At 68.8% G+C, this 23332-nt stretch carries 21 protein-coding genes; 10 read left to right on the plus strand and 11 right to left on the minus strand.

What is annotated here, in order from left to right; translation table 11 throughout:
* Positions 1-30 precede the first annotated feature (30 nt).
* Positions 31-783 carry a ParA family protein gene (locus E0H92_RS11645; RefSeq protein WP_131496208.1) on the plus strand — a complete coding sequence of 251 codons (753 nt, stop codon included), beginning with the start codon at positions 31-33 and terminating at the stop codon, positions 781-783.
* Here E0H92_RS11645 and E0H92_RS44645 read toward each other — a convergent pair.
* Positions 777-1724 carry a DUF4349 domain-containing protein gene (locus tag E0H92_RS44645; RefSeq protein ID WP_131467381.1) on the minus strand — a complete coding sequence of 316 codons (948 nt, stop codon included), beginning with the start codon at positions 1722-1724 and terminating at the stop codon, positions 777-779. The genes E0H92_RS11645 and E0H92_RS44645 overlap by 7 nt on opposite strands.
* An 87-nt stretch (positions 1725-1811) precedes the next feature.
* The gene (locus E0H92_RS44650; protein WP_202873572.1) at positions 1812-3533 is read right to left on the minus strand and encodes a DEAD/DEAH box helicase; all 1722 of its coding nucleotides are present in this window, start codon (positions 3531-3533) and stop codon (positions 1812-1814) included.
* A 251-nt stretch (positions 3534-3784) separates the two neighbouring features.
* Between E0H92_RS44650 and E0H92_RS11655 the strand changes: the two genes are divergently transcribed.
* Positions 3785-4465, plus strand: a complete 681-nt coding sequence (locus tag E0H92_RS11655; protein WP_131285526.1) for a ferritin-like fold-containing protein — start codon at positions 3785-3787, stop codon at positions 4463-4465.
* Between the two features lie 64 nt (positions 4466-4529).
* On the opposite strand, the gene E0H92_RS11660 is transcribed toward E0H92_RS11655, so the two are convergent.
* The 5 genes from E0H92_RS11660 to ligD form a co-directional block, all read right to left on the minus strand.
* On the minus strand, positions 4530-4805 hold the full coding sequence (locus tag E0H92_RS11660) for a GlsB/YeaQ/YmgE family stress response membrane protein (RefSeq protein ID WP_131285525.1): 276 nt from the start codon (positions 4803-4805) through the stop codon (positions 4530-4532).
* A 144-nt stretch (positions 4806-4949) separates the two neighbouring features.
* Positions 4950-5177, minus strand: coding sequence for a DUF3107 domain-containing protein (locus E0H92_RS11665; protein ID WP_131467384.1), 228 nt, complete (start codon positions 5175-5177; stop codon positions 4950-4952).
* Positions 5178-5280: 103 nt separating this feature from the next.
* Positions 5281-5910, minus strand: a complete 630-nt coding sequence (locus tag E0H92_RS11670) for a TetR/AcrR family transcriptional regulator (RefSeq protein ID WP_131467385.1) — start codon at positions 5908-5910, stop codon at positions 5281-5283.
* Between the two features lie 106 nt (positions 5911-6016).
* Positions 6017-6184 (minus strand): hypothetical protein, encoded by a 168-nt coding sequence (locus tag E0H92_RS44105; RefSeq protein ID WP_165549751.1) that lies wholly within the window; start codon positions 6182-6184, stop codon positions 6017-6019.
* Positions 6181-7119: a non-homologous end-joining DNA ligase gene (gene ligD, locus E0H92_RS11675; RefSeq protein ID WP_131467387.1), complete on the minus strand. Its 939-nt coding sequence runs from the start codon at positions 7117-7119 to the stop codon at positions 6181-6183. Before ligD ends, E0H92_RS44105 begins: the two co-directional genes overlap by 4 nt.
* Before the next feature lie 81 nt (positions 7120-7200).
* On the opposite strand from ligD, the gene E0H92_RS11680 reads away from it, so the two are divergent.
* The 3 genes from E0H92_RS11680 to moeZ all read left to right on the plus strand — a co-directional run bounded on the left by E0H92_RS11680 (position 7201) and on the right by moeZ (position 12274).
* Complete coding sequence (locus tag E0H92_RS11680; protein WP_238173380.1) at positions 7201-8076, plus strand: alpha/beta fold hydrolase; 876 nt, start codon at positions 7201-7203, stop codon at positions 8074-8076.
* Positions 8077-8139: 63 nt separating this feature from the next.
* Entirely contained in the window at positions 8140-10890 is a 2751-nt protein-coding gene (locus tag E0H92_RS11685) for a Calx-beta domain-containing protein (RefSeq protein WP_238173381.1), read from the plus strand.
* Positions 10891-11083: 193 nt separating this feature from the next.
* Positions 11084-12274: an adenylyltransferase/sulfurtransferase MoeZ gene (moeZ, locus tag E0H92_RS11690; protein ID WP_131285518.1), complete on the plus strand. Its 1191-nt coding sequence runs from the start codon at positions 11084-11086 to the stop codon at positions 12272-12274.
* Here moeZ and E0H92_RS11695 read toward each other — a convergent pair.
* A complete protein-coding gene (locus E0H92_RS11695) occupies positions 12271-13059 on the minus strand; it encodes a maleylpyruvate isomerase family mycothiol-dependent enzyme (protein ID WP_131496211.1) in 789 nt (262 codons plus the stop codon). The genes moeZ and E0H92_RS11695 overlap by 4 nt on opposite strands.
* Positions 13056-13697, minus strand: coding sequence for a TetR/AcrR family transcriptional regulator (locus E0H92_RS11700; RefSeq protein ID WP_165549752.1), 642 nt, complete (start codon positions 13695-13697; stop codon positions 13056-13058). The genes E0H92_RS11695 and E0H92_RS11700 overlap by 4 nt, the downstream gene beginning before the upstream one ends.
* A gap of 78 nt (positions 13698-13775) precedes the next feature.
* On the opposite strand from E0H92_RS11700, the gene E0H92_RS11705 reads away from it, so the two are divergent.
* The 3 genes from E0H92_RS11705 to E0H92_RS11715 are packed head-to-tail and all read left to right on the plus strand — an operon-like array spanning position 13776 to position 15245.
* Complete coding sequence (locus E0H92_RS11705; protein WP_130383962.1) at positions 13776-14042, plus strand: DUF2277 domain-containing protein; 267 nt, start codon at positions 13776-13778, stop codon at positions 14040-14042.
* A gap of 56 nt (positions 14043-14098) precedes the next feature.
* Positions 14099-14938: a TIGR03560 family F420-dependent LLM class oxidoreductase gene (locus tag E0H92_RS11710; protein WP_131496212.1), complete on the plus strand. Its 840-nt coding sequence runs from the start codon at positions 14099-14101 to the stop codon at positions 14936-14938.
* 10 nt (positions 14939-14948) lie between these two features.
* Positions 14949-15245, plus strand: coding sequence for an MGMT family protein (locus E0H92_RS11715; protein ID WP_131467393.1), 297 nt, complete (start codon positions 14949-14951; stop codon positions 15243-15245).
* A gap of 51 nt (positions 15246-15296) precedes the next feature.
* Here the strand turns inward: E0H92_RS11715 and E0H92_RS11720 are convergent, their stop codons facing one another.
* A complete protein-coding gene (locus E0H92_RS11720) occupies positions 15297-16199 on the minus strand; it encodes a hypothetical protein (RefSeq protein ID WP_238153415.1) in 903 nt (300 codons plus the stop codon).
* Between the two features lie 113 nt (positions 16200-16312).
* Between E0H92_RS11720 and E0H92_RS11725 the strand changes: the two genes are divergently transcribed.
* Together E0H92_RS11725 and E0H92_RS11730 are read left to right on the plus strand one after the other, a co-directional pair.
* Positions 16313-19531 carry an ATP-dependent helicase gene (locus tag E0H92_RS11725; protein ID WP_131467394.1) on the plus strand — a complete coding sequence of 1073 codons (3219 nt, stop codon included), beginning with the start codon at positions 16313-16315 and terminating at the stop codon, positions 19529-19531.
* Positions 19531-22752 (plus strand): ATP-dependent DNA helicase, encoded by a 3222-nt coding sequence (locus tag E0H92_RS11730; protein ID WP_131496213.1) that lies wholly within the window; start codon positions 19531-19533, stop codon positions 22750-22752. The genes E0H92_RS11725 and E0H92_RS11730 overlap by 1 nt, the downstream gene beginning before the upstream one ends.
* On the opposite strand, the gene E0H92_RS11735 is transcribed toward E0H92_RS11730, so the two are convergent.
* Complete coding sequence (locus E0H92_RS11735) at positions 22730-23308, minus strand: Uma2 family endonuclease (protein WP_338068855.1); 579 nt, start codon at positions 23306-23308, stop codon at positions 22730-22732. The two genes, E0H92_RS11730 and E0H92_RS11735, sit on opposite strands and share 23 nt — an antisense overlap.
* Positions 23309-23332: the final 24 nt, after the last annotated feature.

Below are 23332 nucleotides of genomic sequence, written 5' to 3' on the forward strand. Positions count from 1 at the left end.
TCGCGTTCCGCGGTACGGCACAATGGCCGGGTGCCTCGCACTCTCGCGGTCGCCAATCAGAAGGGCGGCGTGGCCAAGACGACCACTGTCGCCACCCTCGGAGCCGCCCTGGCCGAGCTCGGCCAACGGGTGCTGCTGGTCGACCTGGATCCACAGGCCTGCCTGACGTTCTCGGTCGGTATCGACCCCGAGGACCTGGACAAGTCGATCCACCACGTGCTGCTCGGCGGTGTGCGGGCCCGCGACGTACTGATCGAGCTGGACGGCGCCCTGGACCTACTGCCGGCCACGATCGCGCTGGCGACCGCCGACGTGCAGCTGGCCCGGGAGAGCGGTCCGGAGCAGGTACTGCGCACCGCGCTGCGCCCGCTGCGAACGGCGTACGACTGGATCATCGTGGACTGCCCGCCGACGCTCGGCCTGCTCACCGTGAACGGGTTGTCCGCGGCGTCCGACGTCCTGATTCCCTTGCAGTGCGAGACGTTGGCGCATCGTGGCGTAGGGCAACTACTGGACACGGTGCACGACGTACAACAGCTGACCAACCCCGGCCTGCACGTGCTCGGCGTCCTCCCGACCCTGTACGACGGCCGCACGACGCACGCCCGTACCGTCCTCGAGACGATCGCGGACACGTACTCGCTGGACGTGCTGCAGCCGGCGATCCCGAAATCGATCCGGTTCGCGGAGGCGCCCGCGATCGGTGAGACCGTACTCAGCACGGCGCCGGCCTCGCCCGGTGCGAAGGCCTACCGGGCGTTGGCCGTCGCGTTGCTCTACTGACCGCCGTTGGGTGCCGGCGGAGTTACCGGCACAGGTGTCGGCTGGCGGCGGAGCTTGCCGCGGAAGCGCCACAGCGGTACGAGGATGATCGCGAGCAGCACCAGGAACGGCAGCAGCGCGCCGACCGCGGTCGCGATCGCGGAGAACGCCGCGGTGAACGCGTTCCAGCCGCCCTTGAGGCCGGCCACGAAACCCTTGTCCGGCTCCTTCACGGTCTCCACCGGCGGCTTGCCCTTCTCGGTCAGCGTCAGTGTGAGCGTCGCGAGCTCGGTCTGCAGGGACAGGTTCTTCTGCTTGGCCAGCAGGGATTCCAGGTCGGCCTCCCGGCGGGTCAGCTCGCTCTCGACCGAGACGATCTCGCCGATCGTGTTCGCCTTCGCCATCAGCGCGCGCATCCGGTCCAGGCTGGCGCGCTGGGACTCGATCCGGCTGGCCACGTCGATCACCTGCTCGGTGACATCGGTCGACTCCTGGTGGATCTGCAGGCGTTTGCCGAGGTCGGAGAGCCGCTGGATCGCGGTCTCGAACGACTTGGTCGGGACCTTGAGGACCAGGTTCGAGCGCGTGATCTTGCCGTCGGAGTCGCTGCCGGTGTCCTCGGAGGCCACCTGACCCTCGAGGCTGCCGATCGCGGCGACCGCCTTCTGCCGCATCCCGGAGACGTCGTCGCCTTCGACGGTCAGCGAGCCGGTCTTGATGATCGCCCGCGTAATCGCCGGCTGTTCCTTGCCGCCGCCCGCTCCCGAGTCCGTCTTGCCGGCGGACGGTGCCTGCGGGTTCGCCTGACCCGCCGACTCTTCGGACCCGGAGCCCTGCTTCGCGGCCGGCGCCGGCGCAGCGTCGCCGCTGGTCGCGCTGTCGTTGCCGCTGGCACCGCATCCGGCCAGCACCATGACCCCCACGACAGCCACCACGGCTGTTACCGCTCTGATCCGCCTCATCACCCAGCCCCTCTCTCGTGGTTTACCGCCCTAGGACGGCCCACGCGGGGCTGGGTGTTGCAGCTTCAGGTCACCTTTAGGTGACGTTCACTCCGGCGCACTGAAGATCGGCGTGGTCGTCGGCACCGCGCTCGGCTCGGCCGGTGCCTTCGTCGCGGCCGTCTTGCGAGTCCGCGTCCGCTTGACCGGCTTCTTCTCCTCAGGAGCGTCTGCCGGAGCCGCGGCGGGTGCAGTCTCCGTTGCCGCGGCGGTCTTGCGGGTCCGCGTGCGCTTGACCGGCTTCTTCTCCGCCGGCGCCTCGGGTGCTGTCTCGGCCGGGGCCTCGACGGCTGCGGTCTCCACAGCCTCGGTCACGGGCTCCGCGGTCTTCCGGGTGCGGGTGCGCTTGCGGGCCTTCGGCGCCGGCGCCTCCTCCGGGGCCTCGGTCACGGCCGGTACTTCGGTCTTCGTGGTGACGTCGGCGAGTTCCTCGACCGGCTGACCGGCGCGCGTGCGCTTCCGGGTCCGGTTGCGCTTCTTCGCGGCCGAACGCTCACCCTCGGACCGCCCCTCGCGCGAGCTCCGCGACTCACGAGGCTCCCGCGACTCACGAGGCTCGCGGGTCTCCTTCGCCTCCCGCGCCGCCCGGATCCGGCCCTTAGCCTCCGACGGGATCCCGAGGTCGTGGTACAGCTCCGGTGAGGTGGAGTAGATCTCCTGCGGCTCGTCGTACGGCAGGTCGAGCGCCTTGTTGATCACCTTCCACCGCGTCAGGTCCGGCCAGTCGACGAAGGTGACGGCGATACCGCTCGCCCCCGCGCGCCCGGTCCGGCCGATCCGGTGGATGTAGGTCTTCTCGTCCTCGGGACAGGTGTTGTTGATGACGTGCGTGACGCCCTCGACGTCGATGCCGCGGGCCGCGACGTCGGTGCAGACCAGGACGTCGATCTTGTCGCCGCGGAACCGGGTCAGCGCCCGCTCGCGGGCCTGCTGGTTCAGGTCGCCGTGGATCGCGGCCGCCTTGAACCCGCGGTCCTGCAGGTCGTCGGTCAGCCGGGAGGCCTCGCGCTTGGTGCGGCAGAAGATCATCACCCGGCCGCGGTCATCGGCCTGCAGGATGCGGGCCACCACCTCGGGCTTGTCGAGCTCGTGCGCCCGGTAGACGAACTGTGCCGTGGTCGGCACCATCTGGGTGTCCTCGTGGGACTCGGCCCGGATGTTCAGCGGGTGCCGCATGTGGGTGCGGGCCAGGGCGATGACGGCCGACGGCATGGTTGCCGAGAACAACATGGTCTGGCGCAGCTCGGGCGTCTTGCGGAGGATCCGCTCGACGTCGGGCAGGAAGCCGAGGTCGAGCATCTCGTCGGCCTCGTCCAGGACCAGGACCTTGATGTGGCCGAGGTCGAGAACGCCCCGGTTGGCCAGGTCCAGCAGGCGTCCCGGCGTACCGACGACGACGTCGACGCCGGCCTTCAGCGCGTCCAGTTGCGGTTCGTACGCGACACCGCCGTACACCTTGAGGATCCGCACGGTGCGGACGGTGGAGGCGGTCTCGAGGTCCTTGGCGACCTGGATGGTCAGTTCCCGGGTCGGGGTGACGACCAGCGCCTGGGGCTTGCCCGGCGCGACCAGTTCGTCGTAGTCGGCCTCGTGCGGCGCGAGCGTGCGCTGCAGCAACGGGATGCCGAATCCGAGCGTCTTGCCGGTGCCGGTACGGGCCTGCCCGATCAGGTCGGTGCCCATCAGGGCCACCGGGAGAGTCATCTCCTGGATCGGGAAGGGTTCGATGATGTTGACGCGGTCGAGCGCGTCACAGATCTCGGGGAGCACCCCGAGCTCTCGGAAGGTGGTCAGGCTGATCGCCTCTCACATGCTTGTGCGGACAGATGCTCAGTGGCCGGGCGCCTGGGGCCTGAAAGCCCCGATCGTGAGGCGCGGGGACACTGTGCAAGCACCTCGCACCAGCTTGCCCATCTGGGCGCGTCACCGGCGAATCGCTCACCAGTGTAACCGCAGCGGCTGTCAACGCCGCTTCGTGTGGCATGCGCCACTGTTCCGCGCGGCCCGATAGGGTGCCGGGCATGGAGCAGACGGCCTTTGATGATCCCGCCTACCGGGCCGCGGCGGTGGATCTGCTGGGAGTGCTCGCGTACGGCGAGCTGACCGCGTTCGAGCGGATGGCCGAGGACGCCAAACTGGCGCCGACGCTGGACGACAAGGCGGAGCTGGCGGCGCTGGCGACCACCGAGTTCGGCCACTTCCAGCGGCTCCGGGACCGGCTCGTGCAGCTCGGGGTGGACCCGATGGAGGCGATGCGGCCGTTCGTCACGCCGCTGGACGCGTTCCACGACCACACCGCGCCGTCCGACTGGCTCGAGGGCCTGGTCAAGGCGTACGTCGGGGACGGGCTGGCCAACGACTTCTATCGGGAGATCGCGTCGTTCGTGGACGCGGAGACGCGGGGTCTGGTGCTCGAGGTGTTCGCCGACTCCGGTCAGGCCGAATTCGTGGTGGACCGGGTCCGGGCCGCGATCGACGAGGACCCGAAGCTCGGCGGCCGGCTGGCGCTGTGGGGCCGCCGCCTGGTGGGCGAGGCCCTCAGCCAGGCCCAGCGGATCGCCGCCGACCGCGACTCCCTCGCCGCCCTCCTGGCCGGCAGCGTGGACCGCCCCGGCCTCGACCTGGCCGCCATCGGTCGCATGCTCACCCGCCTGACCGAGGCGCACACCGCCCGTATGACCGCCCTCGGCCTCCAGGCCTAGGTCCGGACACGGCAACGGCCGCCTGCCCCCGGGTGGGGGTGGCGGCCGTTTGGTGGTGCCTGAGTCAGGCGGACTTGGGCTTGCTGTTGCGTGCGGAGATAATCGCGACCACGATCGCGGCGCAGATGATCTGGATCAGGTACTGGATCCAGTCCGGTCCCGATGTGTCCTTGACGCCGAGGAGTTTGGCGATCAGACCACCGAGGAAGGCGCCGATGCCGCCGCCGAGGATGGTCCAGCCGAGGCTGATGTTCTGCTTGCCGGGGAGCACCGCCCGGGCCAACGGCCCGAAGATGATGCCCGCGATGAGGCTGACGATGAGCATCCAGACCCAGTACACGGTTCCTCCTTGTGAGGGATGGTGAACCTGCGCCGGCCCGGTGCCCCGTGACAACCAGACCAGTTCGGCGCAGGTCTCACCGCAATCGTGCCCTGTCGGTGGCACTCCGCAACCAGGACACGCGCGAACGTGTCCCGAACGCGATCAGATCGCGCCGAATCCGACCTTGCGGGTGGATACCTCGCCGATCTCGACGTACGCCAGCCGGTCGGCCGGGACGAGGACCTTGCGGCCCTTCTCGTCGGTCAGCTCGAGCAGACCGGACTTGCCGGTGAGCGCCGCCGCCACCAGTTCCTGGACCTCATCCGGAGTCTGCTCGCTCTCCAGAACCAATTCACGATTGGCGTGTTGCACGCCGATCTTGACCTCCACGAAACCCTCCGGGCACGCTCCGACCGGCGACTCTCGCCGATGACGCTTCGAGCCTATCCGCTAGCGGTCCCCAGCTCTCATCCGTCCGCCCAAAGCAGAACCTTCAGGTGTCGGTCCTCGGGAAGCCGCGGATGCCGCGCCAGGCCAGGGAGGCGACCAGGTCGGCGGCCTGCTGCTGCGGGAACGACGGGTCGCCGGCGCCGAGCCAGTAGCGGGCGCTCACCTGAGCCATGCCGACCAGGCTGACGGCCAGCACCATCGACTGCTCACGGCTGAGGCCGGCGTCGGCGCTGATCACCTCGGACACGGCCTCGGCGCAGGCGTGGGTGACCCGGTCGACGCGCTCCCGCACGGCCGGCTCGTTGGTCAGGTCCGACTCGAACACCAGCCGGAAGGCGCCCTGCGCGTTCGCAACGTAGTCGTAGAACGCGTGCATCGTCGCGGCGACCCGGAGCTTGTTGTCCTCGGTCGACTTCAGCGCGTCCTGCACGGACGCGACGATCGCGTCGCAGGACGTGTCCAGGAGCGCCAGGTACAGCTCCAGCTTCCCGGGGAAGTGCTGGTACAGGACCGGCTTGGACACACCGGCCCGGTCGGCGATGTCGTCCATCGCGGCGGCGTGGTACCCGTTCGCGACGAAGACTTCCTGGGCTGCCTCGAGCAGTTGCGCGCGACGGGCCAGCCGGGGCAGGCGGCTGCCACGCTTGGGTGCGGTCTCCGGGGTCGTCGACACGGTGGGTACTCCTTCGGTGATGTTCCCCGAATCCTACCCAGCAGTCCTCCTCGCCAGTAGCTTCCCCGCCGATCGGCGTTCCATCGTGGTATCCGTCAGGCGGTGGTCAGCGGTAGTCGTCCTCGCCGGAGTCACCCAGCTCGCGGCGCTGCTCCTCCACATCCGCGGGGTTGGCGTCGGCGGGTACGTCAGGCTCCGACTCGTCCTGGTCGGTGTCGTGCTCGGCGTCGAAGGCCGGGTCGTAGTCCGGGCCCTCGAAATCCGTCTCAGTCATGTCGCCTCCTTCGTGGGTAGCGGCTGCGGGTCGTCGTACAGCCCTTCCAGTACGTCGCCGTACTCCTCGATCCGGGCGAGGACGTCGTGCGGCAGGAACCGGAGGTCCTCCGGTGAGGTTGCGGATGCCACCTCGTCCCAGTCGATCGGTGTGGACACCCGGGGCTCGTCGGAGCCGCGGAGCGAGTACGGCGCCAGGGTGGTCTTGGCGCTGGCGTTCTGGCTCCAGTCGATGAACACCTTGCCGGGTCGCAGCGCCTTGGTCATGTTGGCGGTGACGTTCTCCGGCAACGCCTCGGCCAGTTGCTCGGCCAGCTGCTTGGCGAACGCGCTGGTCTGCCTGGACGACGCAGGTTCGATCGGCACGTACAGGTGCATCCCCTTGTTCCCGGACGTCTTGGGCCAGCCCTCCATGCCGTAGTGGCCCAAGAGCTGCCGCAGGGCGAGCGCAACGTCACAGCACTCGACAATGCTCGCTCCTGGACCCGGGTCCAGGTCGAACACGATCAGGTCGGCCTGCGGGTCCTGCCCCTGGTCGGACAGCCCGATCCGCCACTGCGGGACGTGCAGCTCGAGCGCGGCCAGGTTGGCCAGCCACACCACGGTCTGTACGTCGTCACAGACCACGAAACTCATTTCGTCGCGGCCCGTCGAACTACCGGGTGTCGGCAGCGTCTCGGTCCGTACCCAGGCCGGCGTACCGCGAGGAGCGTTCTTCTCGAAGAAGTACGCCGCTGAGGTGCCGTCCGGCCAGCGTTTGCGGGTCAGGGGCCGGTCAGACAGGTGCGGCAGCAGTAACGCGGCCACCTGGTGGTAGTAGTCGATGACCTCGGCCTTGGTGAACCCGGTCTGTGGATACAGGACCTTACTGAGGTTGGTGAGCTTCATCGTCTGCCCATCCACCTCGGTAGTCAGCTGCTGCTGCGCTCCCGCCATGCGTCCCAGTCTCCACCTGAATAGATGCCTAACATGGACCCCGTGGATAGTTACGGGCCAGTAACCGGGGACGCCGCACCCGTGGAACTGCAGAAGTGGCCGGAGCGGCGTGTGCCGGTCGCAGGGGTGGACCTGCTGGTCAGAGATGTGCCGGATGCGGCGCCCGACCTGCCGCCCGCCCTGTTCGTCCATGGCCTGGGCGGCTCGTCGCTGAACTGGACCGCTCTCGGCCTGATGCTCAACGACACGATCCGGGGCATTGCACCCGACCTGCCGGGTTTCGGTCGTACGCCGCTTGCCGGGGTGCCCGGGATCGCGGAGCAGGCCGACGTACTGATCCAGCTCCTGGAACGCGAGTGCGACCAGCCCGCGCACGTGTTCGGGAACTCGATGGGTGGTGCGTCGTCCGTGGCGCTGGCTGCGCAGCGGCCCGACCTGGTGGCGTCGCTGACGCTCGTGTCGCCCGCACTGCCGCATCCGCGGGTGTCGGCGAGCGCGCTGTGGTTCGCCGCGCTGGCGACGCCCCGGCTCGGTCCCGTCGTCCTGGAGCGAACACAGCGGTTGCCGTTCGACCAGCGGTTCCAGGCGTCGTTGGCGATGGTGTTCGGTGACCCGCGGTCGCTGGCGCCTGAGGTGCGTGCGGCGTACGAGGAGGAGCTGCACCGGCGTGACACCGACCCGTGGGGCCGGCAGGCCACTGTGGAGGCCGCACGCAGCATCCTGCGCTCGTCACTGGCCAGACCGCGCAGGTCGCTGTGGGCCGACGCCGCGAGAGTGGAGTGCCCGGTGCTGTTGATCTACGGCGGCAAGGACCGGTTGGTCGACGCACGGATTCGCACCAAGGCCCAGCGCAGCTTCCCGAACGCGCGTCTGCTCTACCTGCCGCAGTCGGGACATGTCGCGCAGATGGAGCACCCGGACCAGGTGGCGCGGGCGTTCCGTCAGTTGATCGCTTGATCGAGTCGAATCCGACGCCCGGCTGAGACACGACTGAGCGGAGCGTCAGGTCAACTTGGGCGCGTGATTGGCAGAACCGCCCGAAATCTGTCGTTGGGGATCGCCGTACTCCTTGGTGTGGGGCCGCTGACCGCGACCGCCGCACCACCGGTTGTTGCTCAGAGCAACCAATGGGAGGTCCGGCCTGTTGCCAGCGGATATCAACTCACCCTGCACCTCGACGCACCCGCACCGATGCGCGCATCGCTGCCGTTGCTGGAGGTCGACGGCAAGCCGCTCGGTGTCGCGAAGCAGTCGCCGGACCGGAAGGCGCTGACCCTGATCAGCACCGATCCGGCCGTGCTGAAAGCCCGCGACGTCCGCCTGGTCTGGTCCGGGGACCTCGGTAAGGAGACCGGCCAGAACCGGAGCATCAGCTCAGCCGGACCGACGGATGCCTACTGGCTGAAGGCGCGGCGTGGACCGCTGCTGCCGTCGGATCCCGGCGCTCTGGGCAAGTACAAGGTCGACACCGCGGAGTACAACCTCGGTGACGAGGCCGTCTACTTGCCAGGTCTCGCGCACCGCTCCGAGCTCCGCGGGAAGGTCTACTCGCCCAGTGGCGCGGTAGGCCCGCGGCCTGTGGTGCTCTTCCTGCACGGCCGCCACGAGGTCTGCTACGGCGAACCCACGAACCCGTCCGACACCGAGAAGCCGTGGCCGTGTCCGCCCGGTATGAAGCCCATCCCCAGCTACCGCGGGTACGACGGTCCTGCGACCGCACTGGCGAGCAACGGCTACCAGGTCGTCTCCATCAGCGCCAACGCGATCAACGGCTGGGACAGCGAGGCGTACGACGCCGGCGCACAAGCGCGGGCCGAACTGATCCTGGACCACCTCGCACTGTGGCGGAAGTGGTCGACGATCGGCGGCGGCCCGTTCGGCACCCGCTTCGTCGGCACGATGAACCTGCAGAACGTAGGCCTGATGGGGCACTCCCGTGGTGGCGAAGGCGTCGCCCGGGCCGCTGTGCTCAACGCCGACCGCGGTGGCCAGTTCGGCATCCGTGCGGTGCTTCCGCTGGCTCCCACCGACTTCGCCCGGGCCACGGTGCCCGGTGTGGCGATGAGCGTCGTCCTGCCGTACTGCGACGGTGACGTGTCCGATCTGCAAGGCCAGAAGTTCTACGACGACACCAGGTATTCCGTGGGCGGTGACACCGCTCCGCGCTCGACCGTCACGGTGCTGGGCGCCAACCACAATTTTTTCAACACCGAGTGGACCCCTGGTCAGTCGGTGGCTCCGTCGAACGACGACTGGTTCGGTGAAGAGAAGGAGTCGCCGTGCGGAGCGAAGTACGCGGGCCGGTTGACCGCGAAGCAGCAGCAGGCGGTGGGCACGGCGTACGTCGCTGGGTTCTTCCGGCTGCAGTTGGGCCACGAGACCCAGTTCCTGCCGCAGTTCGATGGTTCGGACTCGCGGGTGGCGTCTGCTGGGAAGGCCGTCGTACGAGTGGTGTCGCAGGCGCCCCTGGGGTCGCGGCGAGACCTGAACCACTTCGACAAGGCACTTCCGGCCGGTGCGGTCAGCGGCAAGTTGTCTGCGACTGTGTGCGCGGGTGTGAGCGGTCCGACCAGGCGGTCGGGTGTGCCGACGTGCATGGAGACCGAGGACTGGGGCAACGCGCCGCACTGGGACACGGCGTGGTTCGCCGCGCAGACGCCCACCACAGCGGTCACCAAACTCAAGTGGACAGGTGCCAACGGGGTCGTACGCGTCGACGTACCTGCTGGGCAGCGTGACGTACGGCGGTTTGCGGCTCTGACGTTCCGCGCCGCACCAGACCCGGCCGGTGCGCCCAAGACCGACCTGAGTGTCCGGGTCGTCGACGGGCATGGCCGGGCGGCAGCCGTGCCGGTGTCCGCGGTCAGTGATGCGCTGGTGCGGATGCCGGGCAACAATGAGGTCGGTCTGCCGAAGAACCTGCTGCGGACGGTCCGCATCCCAGTGTCGTCGCTGAAGGGCGTGGACCTGCGCGACGTGCGCGCGGTGGAGCTGCGGACGGACAGGGTCGCCAGCGGATCGGCGTACGTGAGTGATCTGGGCTTCTCGTCGCCCGGACTCGGGTTCTCGGCACCTGCGGTGCTGCTGCCGAAGCTGTCCGCGTCCAGCGTCACCGTGAAGGAGGGGGACAAGGGCGCGCACACAGTGGACTTCTGGGTGCGCATGTCGCGGCCGAGCATCCGGCCGGTCAGCGTGTACGTCGAGACGAACGGCGAGCTCGGGGAGTCTGTCGGGGACGTCGCGCGGCAGCTGGTGTTCAAGCCGGGACAGGTGCGGCAGAAGGTGACCGTACCGATCACGGCGAACACCCGGGACAGCTACGACCTACCGTTCAGCCTGGTGCTCTCGGCGCCCCGGGACGGGCTGCTGAACGAGTCGTTCGGCCACGGTCTGGTCCTCGACGACGACCCGACGCCGACGCTGACCATCGGCAACCTGAAGGTCGCCGAGAAGGCGGGCGTCGTGAGCTTCCCGGTCAAGCTGTCCGCGCCGAGCGACAAGTACGTCAGCTTCTCCGGCGTGCTGAAGGACGGTACGGCGGTGATCCGCAAGGATTACGTCGGCGTCAGCGACGACGGCACCGGGACGGCCGATCGGACCGTCGAGGGGTCCGTCGAACCGGGTAAGACCACCGGTGAGCTCCAGGTCAAGATCCTGGACGACAAGCTCAAGGAGCCGGCCGAGACCTTCACCGCGGTGATCGACCAGGTCGACGGCGCCGCCCTGAGCCTCCCAACAACCGTGACCGCCACGATCGCCGCCAGCGACTGAGCCGACTTTGAGCACCCACCAACCAGATCTCGCCCGCCGAAATGGTTGATGGGTGCTCAAAGTGCGGAACTGAGACGCGAGGACCGGGATGTGGACTGCGGCGGGGGTAGTTGGGATAGTGCGGGAACATGGAGGAGGGACAGATGGTTGAAAACCGGAGATCCCGTCCGACGTCTTCCTGAGGAGCCGACACGTGTCACTGCCACCGCTGGTCGAACCGGCCGACGAGCTGACGATTGACGAGGTGCGGCGGTATTCGCGGCACCTGATCATCCCCGAGGTCGGGATGGCCGGGCAGAAGCGGCTGAAGAACGCCAAGGTGCTCGTGATCGGCGCCGGCGGTCTCGGCAGCCCTGCGCTGCTCTACCTGGCCGCCGCCGGTGTCGGCACGCTCGGCATCGTCGAGTTCGACACCGTCGACGAGTCCAACCTGCAGCGCCAGATCATCCACGGCCAGTCCGACGTCGGGAAGTCGAAGGCGCAGTCGGCCAAGGACTCGATCCTCGAGACCAACCCGAACACGAACGTCGTCCTGCACGAGGTGCGCCTCGACAACGACAACGTGTTCGAGATCTTCGAGCAGTACGACCTGATCGTCGACGGCACCGACAACTTCGCCACCCGCTACCTGGTCAACGACGCCGCGGTGCTGCTCGGCAAGCCTTACGTCTGGGGCTCGATCTTCCGCTTCGACGGCCAGGTCAGCGTGTTCTGGGCCGAGCACGGGCCGTGCTACCGCTGCCTGTACCCGGAGCCCCCGCCGCCCGGCATGGTTCCGTCCTGCGCCGAGGGCGGTGTCCTCGGCGTGCTCTGCGCGTCCGTCGGCGCCGCACAGGTCACCGAGGCGATCAAGCTGCTCACCGGCATCGGCGACCCGTCGCTCGGCCGGCTGAACATCTACGAGGCCCTCGACCTGAACTGGCGCGCGCTGAAGGTCCGCAAGGACCCGAACTGCGCGATCTGCGGCGAGAACCCGACCGTCACCGAGCTGATCGACTACGAGAGCTTCTGCGGTGCGATCACCGAGGAGGCGGCCGACGCGGCCGTCGGCTCGACCATCTCGGTGAAGCAGCTGTCGGAGTGGATCAAGCTGCAGGAGAACGGCGAGAAGGACTTCCTGCTGATCGACGTCCGGGAGCCGAACGAGTACGAGATCAACAAGATCCCGGGCTCGGTGCTGATCCCGAAGGCGGACTTCCAGACCGGTGTCGCGCTCGAGAAGCTGCCGCAGGACAAGCAGCTGGTCTTCCACTGCAAGTCCGGCGTCCGCTCCGCCGAGGTCCTCGCGATCGCCAAGGGCGCGGGCTTCTCCGACGCGGTGCACGTCGGCGGAGGCGTGGTCGCCTGGGTCGACCAGATCGACCCGAGTCAGCCTTCCTACTAGAACGGCATCCGGCAGGACGCGACCGCCTCGGTAGCGACGGGATCACCCGTCACCGCCGGGGCGTCGTCGCGGCCGGACAGGGTTCGCATGTAGCTGACCGCGTCGACGGAGGCCCGGCCTACCGGCTCACCCCTCCCGAACGTGTAGGCCCCGCCTCCCGGTCCGGTGAGTTCCACCTCGACGGTCGGCCGGTCGCCCCACCATGGCCCGTCGATGACGTCGTACATCACCTGCGCGACGAGTTCCGTCGCGTGCGGTCCCGCGTCGAACCGGCGGCCGAGTGCCTGGGACACGTCGTCGCGGTGCATCCACAGGTCCCGCGCCAGCAGGATGTCGTGGATGTAGCCGAGGTTGAGCTTCACGGACTCGAATCCGTCGATGGTCATCGACACCCGCCGCATCAACTCTGGTTCCTTGGAGATCTTCCGGGTCGCCTTGGCCCACACCTGGTCGAACGTGGTCCGCAGCTGCGCAGGCGGCGTACCGCGGTGCTCGTCGGCCTGCACCATCATGTGCGCGTCGATCCGCAGTACGTCGGGATAGACCCGCTTCGCCTTGCGGTACCGGCGCGGGAACGAGAACGGCTTGTTCACGTCCTCCGCCTGGCCGATCAGGTGGCCGGCGATGTCGGCGACGTCCCACGCGTCGCAGACGGTACGGCGCTGCCACTCGTCCCCCTCGATCGACGCGAGCAGCTCGTGCCACGCCGTCAGCTCGGCGTCCCGGTGCGACCGGCACTGCGCCCGGTCGGCCCGCCCGATCTGTTCCGCGAGTACTGCGGTCATCTCTTCCCCCTGTCAGGTGCGTAGTGCGTGTAGAACATCTCGAGTACGACGGGCAGCAGCCGGCTGAACCGTCCTTCTTCGAATGACGCGTCCGGCTCGTTCGCCATCTGCTGCGACAGCACCCCGGCCGTGATCGACGTGAACACTGCGAGACCCTCCTCGCTCGCAGCGTCCGGGTGCAGCCGGCCCGCGTCCACGGCCGTCTGCAGCCCTTCCCGTACAGCGGCCAGCGCCTCCTGGGCCGGCGCGTACGCCTCCGGACTCGGCTCGAATCCGGGGATCGTCCGCCAGAACATCAGCTGCGAGTAGACCGGGTTCTGCATGCTCCAGCGCGCGTACGCCGTAGTGCCGATCAGATGCAGCTCCAGGACGTCGTCGGTCGCTGCGGCCTCGACAGCCTCCCGCTGAGCGGCCAGGAACAGCTCGGCGCCGCGCTGGAAGAGCGCGTCGTAGATCGCCATCTTCGACGGGAAGTACTGGTACAGCGACGGCGGCTGCATGCCGAGCCGCCGGGCCACCGCGGACAGGCTCAGCGCCGCGACCCCCTCGGCCTCCATCAGCTCGATGGCGACGTCGAGGATCTCTCCGATCGTCTGCTGACGACGGCGGGTCCGGCGGTCCGGCGCTGTAGTGCTCATGTCATGAGGAAAACCTAATGGCATTAGGGATGTCAATACCTCGTAGGTTGTCCGTGGTTCCGCGTACTGTTTTGTGGCATGTGCAGAAACATCACCGTGCTCCGGGGACTCGAGCCGTCCGCGACCTCCGAGGAGATCTACGCGGCCGCGTTGCAGTACGTCCGCAAGGTGACGGGCGTCGGCTCCCTGAGCGCGACGACCCGCGCCCCGATCGAACGCGCCGCCACCGAGGTCGCCCGCATCACCGAGCAACTCCTCGAGGAAATGCCGGCCCGCCGCAACCCACCCCAGACCGTGCCGCCGCTACGGCGGCCGGAAGTCCGCGCCCGCCTCGGCCTGGACTGATCGTTCGCGCGGAGTAGTGTCTCCCTTCGGGAAACGGTTGCCCTAGGGAGGCGCGGATGCGGTTCGGGGTCAAGACCAGGCCGGAGCACACGACCTGGCAGCAGATGCGGGACGTGTGGGTCGCGGCGGATCAGTTCGAGATCTTCGAGTCGGCGTGGCACTGGGACCACTTCTACCCGCTCAGCGGTGACATGCAGGGGCCGAACCTGGAGGCCTGGACGACGCTGGCGGCGCTGGCGCAGGCGACGTCCCGGATCCGGCTCGGCTGCCAGGTGACCGGGATGATCTACCGGCATCCGGCCGTGCTCGCGAACATGGCGGCGACCACGGACATCATCAGCAACGGCCGCCTCGAGCTCGGCATCGGCGCCGGCTGGAACGAGATGGAGACCGCGGCGTACGGCATCGAGCTGTACGGCCTGAAGGAGCGCTTCGACCGGTTCGACGAGGGCACCGAGGCGATGATCGCGCTGCTCACCGAGAAGATCGCGAACTTCGACGGCAAGTACATCAAGCTGACCGACGCGTACTGCAACCCGAAGCCGGTGCAGACCCCGCACCCGCCGATCACCATCGGCGGCAAGGGCCCGAACCGGACGCTCCGCGCGGTCGCCAAGTGGGCGCAGCAGTGGAACGTCATCGTCCCGAATCCGCAGGAGTGGAAGGCGCTCAAGGACGTCCTGATCCAGCGGTGCGAAGAGGTCGGCCGCGACGTCAACGAGATCACCTGCTCGGTGAACGTCCGCATCGACCCCGACAGCCCGCTCGACAAGGCTGTCGCCGAGGCCGCGGCGTACGGCGAGGCAGGCGTCGACCTGGTGATCATGAACCTCCCGCTGGACGCGCCGCCGTCCGTTCTGGAGCCGCTCGCGAAGGCACTCGCACCCCTCGCCTAGATTGAACTCCGTGGACAGGGAGGAGTACGTCGAGGCCGTACTGCAGGCCGTGGAGTCGATCCCGGAGGGCAGCGTCGCGACGTACGGCGACATCGCGGAGTACGTCGGGCAGGGCGGACCGCGGCAGGTCGGGGCGATCATGCGTGAGTACGGCGCGAGTGTTCCGTGGTGGCGGGTGATCCGCGCGTCCGGCGTACCGGCCGACGAGGTCGGCGACGAGCAACTGCACCGACTGCGCTCGGACGGAGTACGGATCACCAACGGCCGCGTGAATCTACGCCAGGTCCGCTGGGACCCCGAGGAATGACATCGGCGGCGCGGCGACCCCGCCCCGGGTCCCCGCGCCGCCGATGAGTTTCTACTCGCCGTTCAGTGGCGTGCCCGCCTGCGGGGTCCGCAGGAAGTAGATCGGGTCGTTGAACGTGCCGGGCACCTTGCCCAGGTTCTGGATGACCGTGGCGGTGCCGTTCGCGTGGCCGACGGCGTACAGGTACGCCGACCCGCTGTCCCGGTCGATCGCGGCGAGCAGCGTGCTCTGCGTACCGCATTTCTCCGCGACGATCGCCTCGAACCCCTGCCAGGTCGACGCCCGGACGACCTTCACCACCGGCTTCATCGGCGACGTGACCGGGATGTGGATCGTGTAGAGCGCGCCGGCCTTGGTCGTTGCCAGGAGCGTGTCGTACGTCGCCGTCTGGCTGATCAGCGTCATGGTCTTCACGGCCGAGAACCCGGCGTACGAACCGAGTGGCTGGAAGCCGTTGACCTTGTCCGTCTTCCAGCGGAACAGTACGTCGCCGCGCAGCCCGTACAGGTATTCGCGGCTGGGGTCGGCGCCCTTCGGATAGCCGGACCGGGCCAGTTGGGTGAAGTCGCCCATCCCGTCCTGGATGTTCGCCTGACCCCACCACGGTCCGTCCGGCGGCCGGGCGATCAGCGTGCTGTAGAGCCAGGTGCCGTAGATCGCGTAGCCGCGGTCGACGATGCCGTCGTGGCTGTCGTAGGAGTACTCCCAGGTCGCACTGGCCTTCGTTTCGCCCGGGTCGGCGACCTGCGGGCCGACCCGGCGTTCGCTCGCGGCTGGCGGGCTCGCGGCGGATAGAACCTGGTCGACATAGTTTCCGTTCGCGGTGATCGAGCCGAGGTCCAGCGAGCAGATCGACTGGACCTTCGGATTGGCTGCGGTAGCAGTGGCGGTGCCGAGACCTGCGAGGAGAACAGCCGTCCCCAGGAGGGCGGCGGTACGCCGCATCGTCCTCATTCGGTGCTCCTTGTTTGGTTGTGAACCTGTCGAGAACTCGATGCAGAGCGCAGTGGAAAAGTTACGGAGTGCCCCATGCAAAAAAAGTCGGTGGGGTCTGTTGAGATAGGGCGGTGGTCAGTAGACAGAGGTCCCGGTACCGGTTGGTCCGGGAGGAGCGCCGGAGCGCGGAGGCCCCTGTCCTCGATGCCGACCAGCAAGCCGTGGTGGATCACCCGGGCGGACCTCTGCTGGTGCTCGCGGGGCCGGGCACCGGGAAGACGACGACGTTGGTCGAGGCGGTCGTCGACCGGGTCCGCAATCGTGGGCTGAGTCCGGACGAGGTGCTCGTGCTGACGTTCGGCCGGAAGGCCGCGACCGAGCTGCGGGATCGCATCACCGGGCGCCTCGGGCGGACGACGCGCGTGATGCCGTCGATGACGTTCCATTCCTTCTGTTACGCGTTGCTGCGACGGTTCACTCCGGCCGACGCGTTCGACGTACCGCTGCGGCTGCCGTCCGGGCCGGAGCAGTCACTGCGGCTGAGCGAGGCGTTGTCGGGAAGCCGCGAGGTCGGTGCGGTGCACTGGCCGCGCAGTCTCCACCCGGCGTTGAAGACGCGCGGGTTCACCGACGAGGTGCAGGCCGTGATCGGCAAGGCGCGGCAGCTCGGTCTCGACCCGGAGGACTTATCCGCGATCGGGCGGTCGGCGGAGCGGGCCGAATGGGTCGCGGTCGGCGACTTCTTCGAGGAGTACCTGCAGGTCCTCGACGCCGAGCAGGTGCTGGACTACTCCGAGCTGATCCATCGCGCGGTGATCCTGGCGCAGCAGCCGCAGGTGCAGGCGAAGCTGCGCACCGAGTTCAAAGCGGTGTTCGTGGACGAGTACCAGGACACCGATCCCGGTCAGACGAAGCTGCTGCAGGCGATCGCGGGCGACGGTCGCGACCTGGTCGTGGTCGGCGATCCGGACCAGTCGATCTACACGTTCCGCGGGGCCGACGTGCGCGGACTGCTGCGGTTCACCGACGAGTTCCGGTCCCGCGACGGCGCGGAGGCCGCCCAGATCGCTTTGGGTACGACGCGACGCTTCGGCACCACCCTGCAACGCGTGTCGCGCAACGTCGTCAACCGGCTCGGCGTACCGGGCTCCCTGGACCGTGAGACGTTCGAGCGCTTCCGGAACCCGGACGCCTCGTCGTGTGTGTTCGGCCCGGGAAAGGTCGAGGCGAACCTGTACTCGACGAGCGGCGCGGAGCTCGAGCACATCGCGGACCTGCTGCGGCGCGCGCACGTCCAGGACGGCATCGGGTGGAGCGAGATGGCGGTGCTCGTTCGGTCCGGGAGCCGTTCGATTCCACCGTTGCGTCGGGCGTTGGCGGCGGCCGGCATCCCGGTGGACGTCGCGGGCGACGAGCTGCCGTTGTCGCGCGAGCCCGCCGTACGGCCGATGTTGCTGGCGTTGCGTGCGGTGGCGGACCCGGAGACGTTGACCGTCGATGTCGTACGGGCGTTGGCGCTGTCGCCACTGGGTGCGATGGACGCGGGGCAGTTGCGGCGGCTGGCGCGGGTGCTCCGCCGGCGCGATCGGGACGCCGCTGGCGGGCAGCGGTTGCCGCGGTCGTCGGACGAGCTGTTGCGGGAGGCGATGCTGAACCCGTTGCTGCTCGACGAGGAGGCGTCGCCGGCCGAGGCACGGTTCGCGGCGCTCGGCGAGCGGTTGCTCAAGGCAAGGAATATCGTGACCGCGGGAGCGGCGCCGGACGAGGTGATGTGGTCGCTGTGGTCGGAGTCGCCGTGGTTGCGGCGGCTCCGCGGGCAGGCCACGTCGGGCGGTGAGACCGCGCGGACCGCGAACCGGGATCTGGACTCTCTATGCGCGTTGTTCGACGCGGCCGGCCGGGCGGAGGAGCAGGTCGGGTTCAAGGGGGTTTCGGCGTTCCTTTCTGAGTTGGAGTCGCTGGACATCGCGGGCGACAACCGGTTCGACGGGACGTACCGCGAGGCCGGCGTCCAGCTGATGACGGCGCACCGCTCGAAGGGTCTGCAGTGGCGGCTCGTCGTCGTAGCTTCCGTGCAGGAGGGGCAGTGGCCGGATCTGCGGCGGCGCGGGTCGTTGCTGGAGCCGGACCGGTTGGGGACCGACGGGTTGATCGATCCGTTGTCGGCGGGCGCGTTGCTGGCCGAGGAGAGACGGTTGTTCTACGTCGCGATCACCCGTGCGCGCGAGCGGTTGATCGTGACCGCCGTACAGGCGCCTGAGGCCGACGGGGACCAACCGTCCCGATTCCTGGCCGAGCTGGACATTCCTTTGAAACTGGTCGCCGGGCGGCCGCGACGGCCGTTGTCGTTGCCGGGTCTGGTGGCGGATCTGCGCTGCGTGCTGGCCGATCCGTCGTCGTCACCGGCGTTGAAACGCGTCGCGGCGGACCGGTTGGCGCAGCTCGCGGACGCTGTCGACGATCGCGAACAGGCGTTGGTGCCGACGGCCGATCCGTCGCGGTGGTGGGGTGTGCGGGAACGGACCGAGTCGGTGCGGCCGATCGCCGACCCCGCGCAACCCGTCCCGTTGTCGGGCAGTGCGCTGACGACGATCGTGGACTGTCCGTTGCGCTGGTTCCTGACCAGGCGGGCCGGCGGGGAGACGCCGAGTACGTCGGCGATCGGCTTCGGGATGGTGCTGCACACGCTGGCCGATGCCGTCGCGACCGGGACGCTGCCGCCGTCGGTCGACGAGCTGAACGGGTGGCTGGACAAGGTGTGGACGCAGCTCGAGTTCGAGTCCGCGTGGATCTCGGACCGGGAGCGGGTCGAGGCGGAGCAGGCGTTGCGGCGGTTCGTCGCGTGGCACCAGGGCCGGCCCGACCGGACGTTGGTGGGGACCGAGGTCGACTTCGACGTACTGCTGCCGGACGAGGAGCACCCGGCCGTCCGCGTGAAGGGCCGGATGGACCGCGTCGAAACGGATCCAGAAGGTACGGTCCGGGTGGTCGACCTGAAGACCGGGCGGAACATTCCGACCAAGCCCGCGCTGGAGCGGCACGTGCAGCTGGCGATCTACCAGCGCGCGATCAACTCGCGGCAGCTGAAGAAGCTCGGCGAGGAGGCGGTCGCCGGCGGGGCCGAGCTCGTCCAGCTGCGCCACGACGACAACGGCGGGTTCCCGAAGGTCCAGCACCAGGGCCCGTTGGAGGCTGCGGAGGACGGCCGTACCTGGCTCGACGATGCGGTCGACGACGCCGAGTCGATGATTCGCACCGAGCAGTTCACCGCGCAACGCAACGACGGCTGCAACCGCTGCGAAGCCCGCGCACTCTGCCCCATCCAGCCTGAAGGCCGGGAGATCGTCTGATGGTTCAGCTGCGGTCGACAGCCGAGTTGTGCGATTTGTTGGGGATTCCGTTCTCGGATCAGCAGTTGGCCGCCATCACCGCTCCCTTGGCACCGGGCGTGATCGTCGCGGGCGCCGGGTCGGGGAAGACGACGGCGATGGCGGCCCGGGTCGTGTGGCTGATCTGCACGGGGCAGGTGAAACCGGAAGAAGTGCTCGGGCTGACGTTCACCAAGAAGGCGGCGAACGAACTCGACGTACGGATCCGCGAGGACCTGACGAAGGCCGGCGTACTCGGATCGACCTTGCCGAAGGATCAGCACCCGATTCTGGCGGCGCATCTGCGCAGCAACATCCCGAACTGGGAGCCCGAGGAGCCGGGCGAGCCCGTCGTCTCGACGTACCACGCGTTCGCCGGCACGTTGATCGCGGAACACGGCCTCCGGCTCGGACTCGAGCCCGACTCCCGGGTGCTCGCCGACGCCACCCGATTCCAGTTGGCGGGTCGCGTCGTACGGCGGTCCGCCGGGCCGATCCGCTTCGCCTCGCATCACGTGCCGACCCTCGTCAACAGCCTGCTCGCGCTCGACGGTGAGCTGGCGGACCACCTGCTCCGTCCCGACGACATCCGCGACCACGACGAGGCCGTACGGCAGGAGGTCGCGGCGGCGCGCAAGCAGACGGTGGAGGTTCGCAAGCTCGCGGAGACCGCGTTGAAGCGTGGGGAGATCCTGCAGCTCGTCGAGGAGTACCAGGCGTACAAGGGGGAGCGCGGCGTCGTCGACTTCGCCGACCAGATGGCGCTCGGCGCGCGGCTCGCCGAGGAGTGCCCGGAGGTGGCTGCTGTCGAGCGCGGGCGGTACAGGGTCGTGTTGCTCGACGAATACCAGGACACCTCCGTCTCGCAGCGCCGGATGCTCACCGCACTGTTCGCCGCGGGCGACGGACGCGGCCATCCGGTCACCGCGGTCGGCGACCCGTGCCAGGCGATCTACGGCTGGCGCGGTGCCTCCGTCGCGAACCTCGACGAGTTCCCTACGCACTTTCCACAGGCCGATGGGTCGCCGGCGCAGCGGTATGTGCTGAGCGTCAACCGCCGCTGCGGCAGCCGCATCCTCGCGGCCGCCAACCAGCACGCTGCCGAGCTGTACGAGCAGCACCCCGGTGTCATCCCGCTCGAGGCCCCGGCGAACGCGCCGGAGGGCGCGATCACGGTCGGGCTGTTCGAGACCCGCTCGCAGGAGATCGAGTGGGTCGCCGACGCGATCGTCGCCGCGCACCGCACCCGGAACCGCCGCTGGAAGGACATCGGCATCCTGATGCGGACGAACGTCGACCTCAGCGCGGTGCACGAGGCGCTGATCGCGCGGAAGGTCCCGGTCGAGGTCGTCGGCCTCGGCGGTCTGCTCGCGCTCCCCGAGGTCGTCGACGTGGTCGCGACCCTGCAAGCCGTCAACGACCTGACCGCCAACGCGGCGATGCTCCGTCTGCTGACCGGCCCGAGGTACCGGATCGGCCATCGTGATCTCGCCCTGCTGGCCAACCGGGCGCGAGCGCTCGCCGACGCGGGGGATCGGCCGGCCGCCGACGATCTGGTCGCCGCACTCGACGCAGCCGTTGCAGGGATGGATTCGACCGAGGTCATCTCGCTCGCCGAGGCGGTCGACGATCCGGGCCTGTCGGCGTACGCGCCGGAAGCCCTTACCCGCTTCAAGGAGCTGTCCGTCGAGCTTCGCGAGCTGCGCGCGCACGCGGGCGAACCGCTGCTCGACCTGGTCCGCCGGGTGATCAGCACGATCGGCCTCGACGTCGAGCTGACCGCGACCCCCGATCACGTCGACGCCGGGCGTCGCGATCACCTCGCCGCGTTCCTGGATGCTGTGGGCAACTTCGTGTCGACCGAGTCGGACGGATCGCTGGACGGCCTGCTCGCGTACCTCGCGGCCGAAGAGGAGTACGCCGCCGGCCTCGATCTCGCCGTACCGAGTGAAGCCGACTCGGTGAAGCTGCTCACCACGCACCGGTCGAAGGGCCTGGAGTGGCCGGTCGTCTTCGTGCCGACCCTGGTGTCGAAGGTGTTCCCGTCGGACCGCGGGCGGGACAAGTGGACCACGAACGCGAAGGTGCTTCCGTGGCCGTTGCGCGGTGACGCCGACACGCTGCCGGACATCCACGACCTGTCGAACGCCGGGCTGAAGGCGTTCGCGGACGAGTGCAAGGACGTGAACGCGCTGGAGGAGCGGCGGCTCGGGTACGTCGCGTTCACGCGAGCGAAGGAACTGCTGGTCGCGACCGGGCACTGGTGGGGTCCGACCCAGAAGCGGCCGCGCGGGCCCTCGACGTACCTCTCGGTGCTGAAGAAGCACGCCGGCGAGCGGGTGATCGCGTGGGCGGAACAGCCGGAGCTGACCGCGGAGAACCCGGAGCTCGCCGAGCAGACGCAGGCGCCGTGGCCGACGCCGTACGACGTGGACTCGTTCCAGCGACGGCTGGAATCGGCTGCCCTGGTGCAGCGGTCACGCGCGGAAGGTCCGTCGGTCGAGGCGGAGGAGGCGCTGCTGCTCGACGAGCAGGCGACGGTCGCGCGCTGGGACTCGGAGCTCGAGCGATTGTTGTCCGAGGCAAGAGAAAGCCGGAGCCGGAAGGCGTACGACGTGGCGCTACCGGCCGCGCTGTCCGCGACGCAACTGATGCGACTGGCGAAGGATCCGGACGGTCTGGCCGCCGAACTGGCCCGCCCCATGCCGCGCAAACCCAACCGGGCCGCGCGGTTCGGGACCAGGTTCCACGCGTGGGTGGAGAGCTACTTCGGCCAGCAGCTGCTGCTCGACCCGGACGACCTGCCCGGCGCCGCGGACGAGGACATCGTCGACGACACCGACCTCACCGACCTGATGGACGCGTTCCGCGACGGCCCGTTCGGCGACACCACGCCGTACGAGATCGAGGCCCCGTTCGCCCTCGCTCTCGACGGCCGCGTCGTCCGCGGCCGTATCGACGCCGTCTACCAGGTCGTCCGCCCCGACGGCTCCCGCGGCTACGACGTCATCGACTGGAAAACCACCCGAGGCGAAACCGCCGACCCCCTCCAGTTGGCCATCTACCGAGTCGCCTGGTCCGAACTCATGAACATCCCCCTCAACCAGGTAACAGCAGCCTTCTACTACGTCCGCACCGCCGACATCATCCGCCCCGAAAACCTCCCCACCAAACAACAACTCACCACGCTACTGAACGGCTGACCCCAACCCGCACAGGAAACGGCACCTCCGCCTCGAACACCCCGCCTTCCGCGACCACAGCACGTTCCACGTAGCTCCCCGCCACCAACTCGAGCACCGTCAACGTCGCCTCCTCTGCATCGAGCAACCAGTACGCGGGAACGCCGGCTCGTTCGTACAACACAGGCTTGAGTACCCGATCAACCGTCCGTGTCGTCGACACAACAACCTCAACAGCAAGCGCCAGGTTCTCGACCCACCGCGTCGCGCTGTCCTCGTACGGCAGCACCAACAGATCCGGCACCACCGCCAGCCGACTGTTGGGCCGGAACTCCAGCGGTCCGTGCAGGACCTCGAGGTAGTCGGGGCACGCCGGGACCATCTGCATCAGCAGGTTGCCGAGGGCACGCTGATGGACGAGGGACGACATGTGAGTCAGGAGCAGGACTCCGTCGACAAGCTCGTAGCGTGCCCCCTCGTCCGGCGCCGCGTCGAGGTCAGCAGTTGTGAATTCACCTGGTTCGATAGGCCACCTGCTCCGAGCCTGCAGCGGAGAGCCCCGGGTACGGGAGGGCAGATGAGCATCTGCCCCAGGTTGCCC

The sequence above is a fragment of the Kribbella speibonae genome, assembly GCF_004331375.1.
Taxonomy (GTDB): Bacteria; Actinomycetota; Actinomycetes; order Propionibacteriales; family Kribbellaceae; genus Kribbella; species Kribbella sindirgiensis.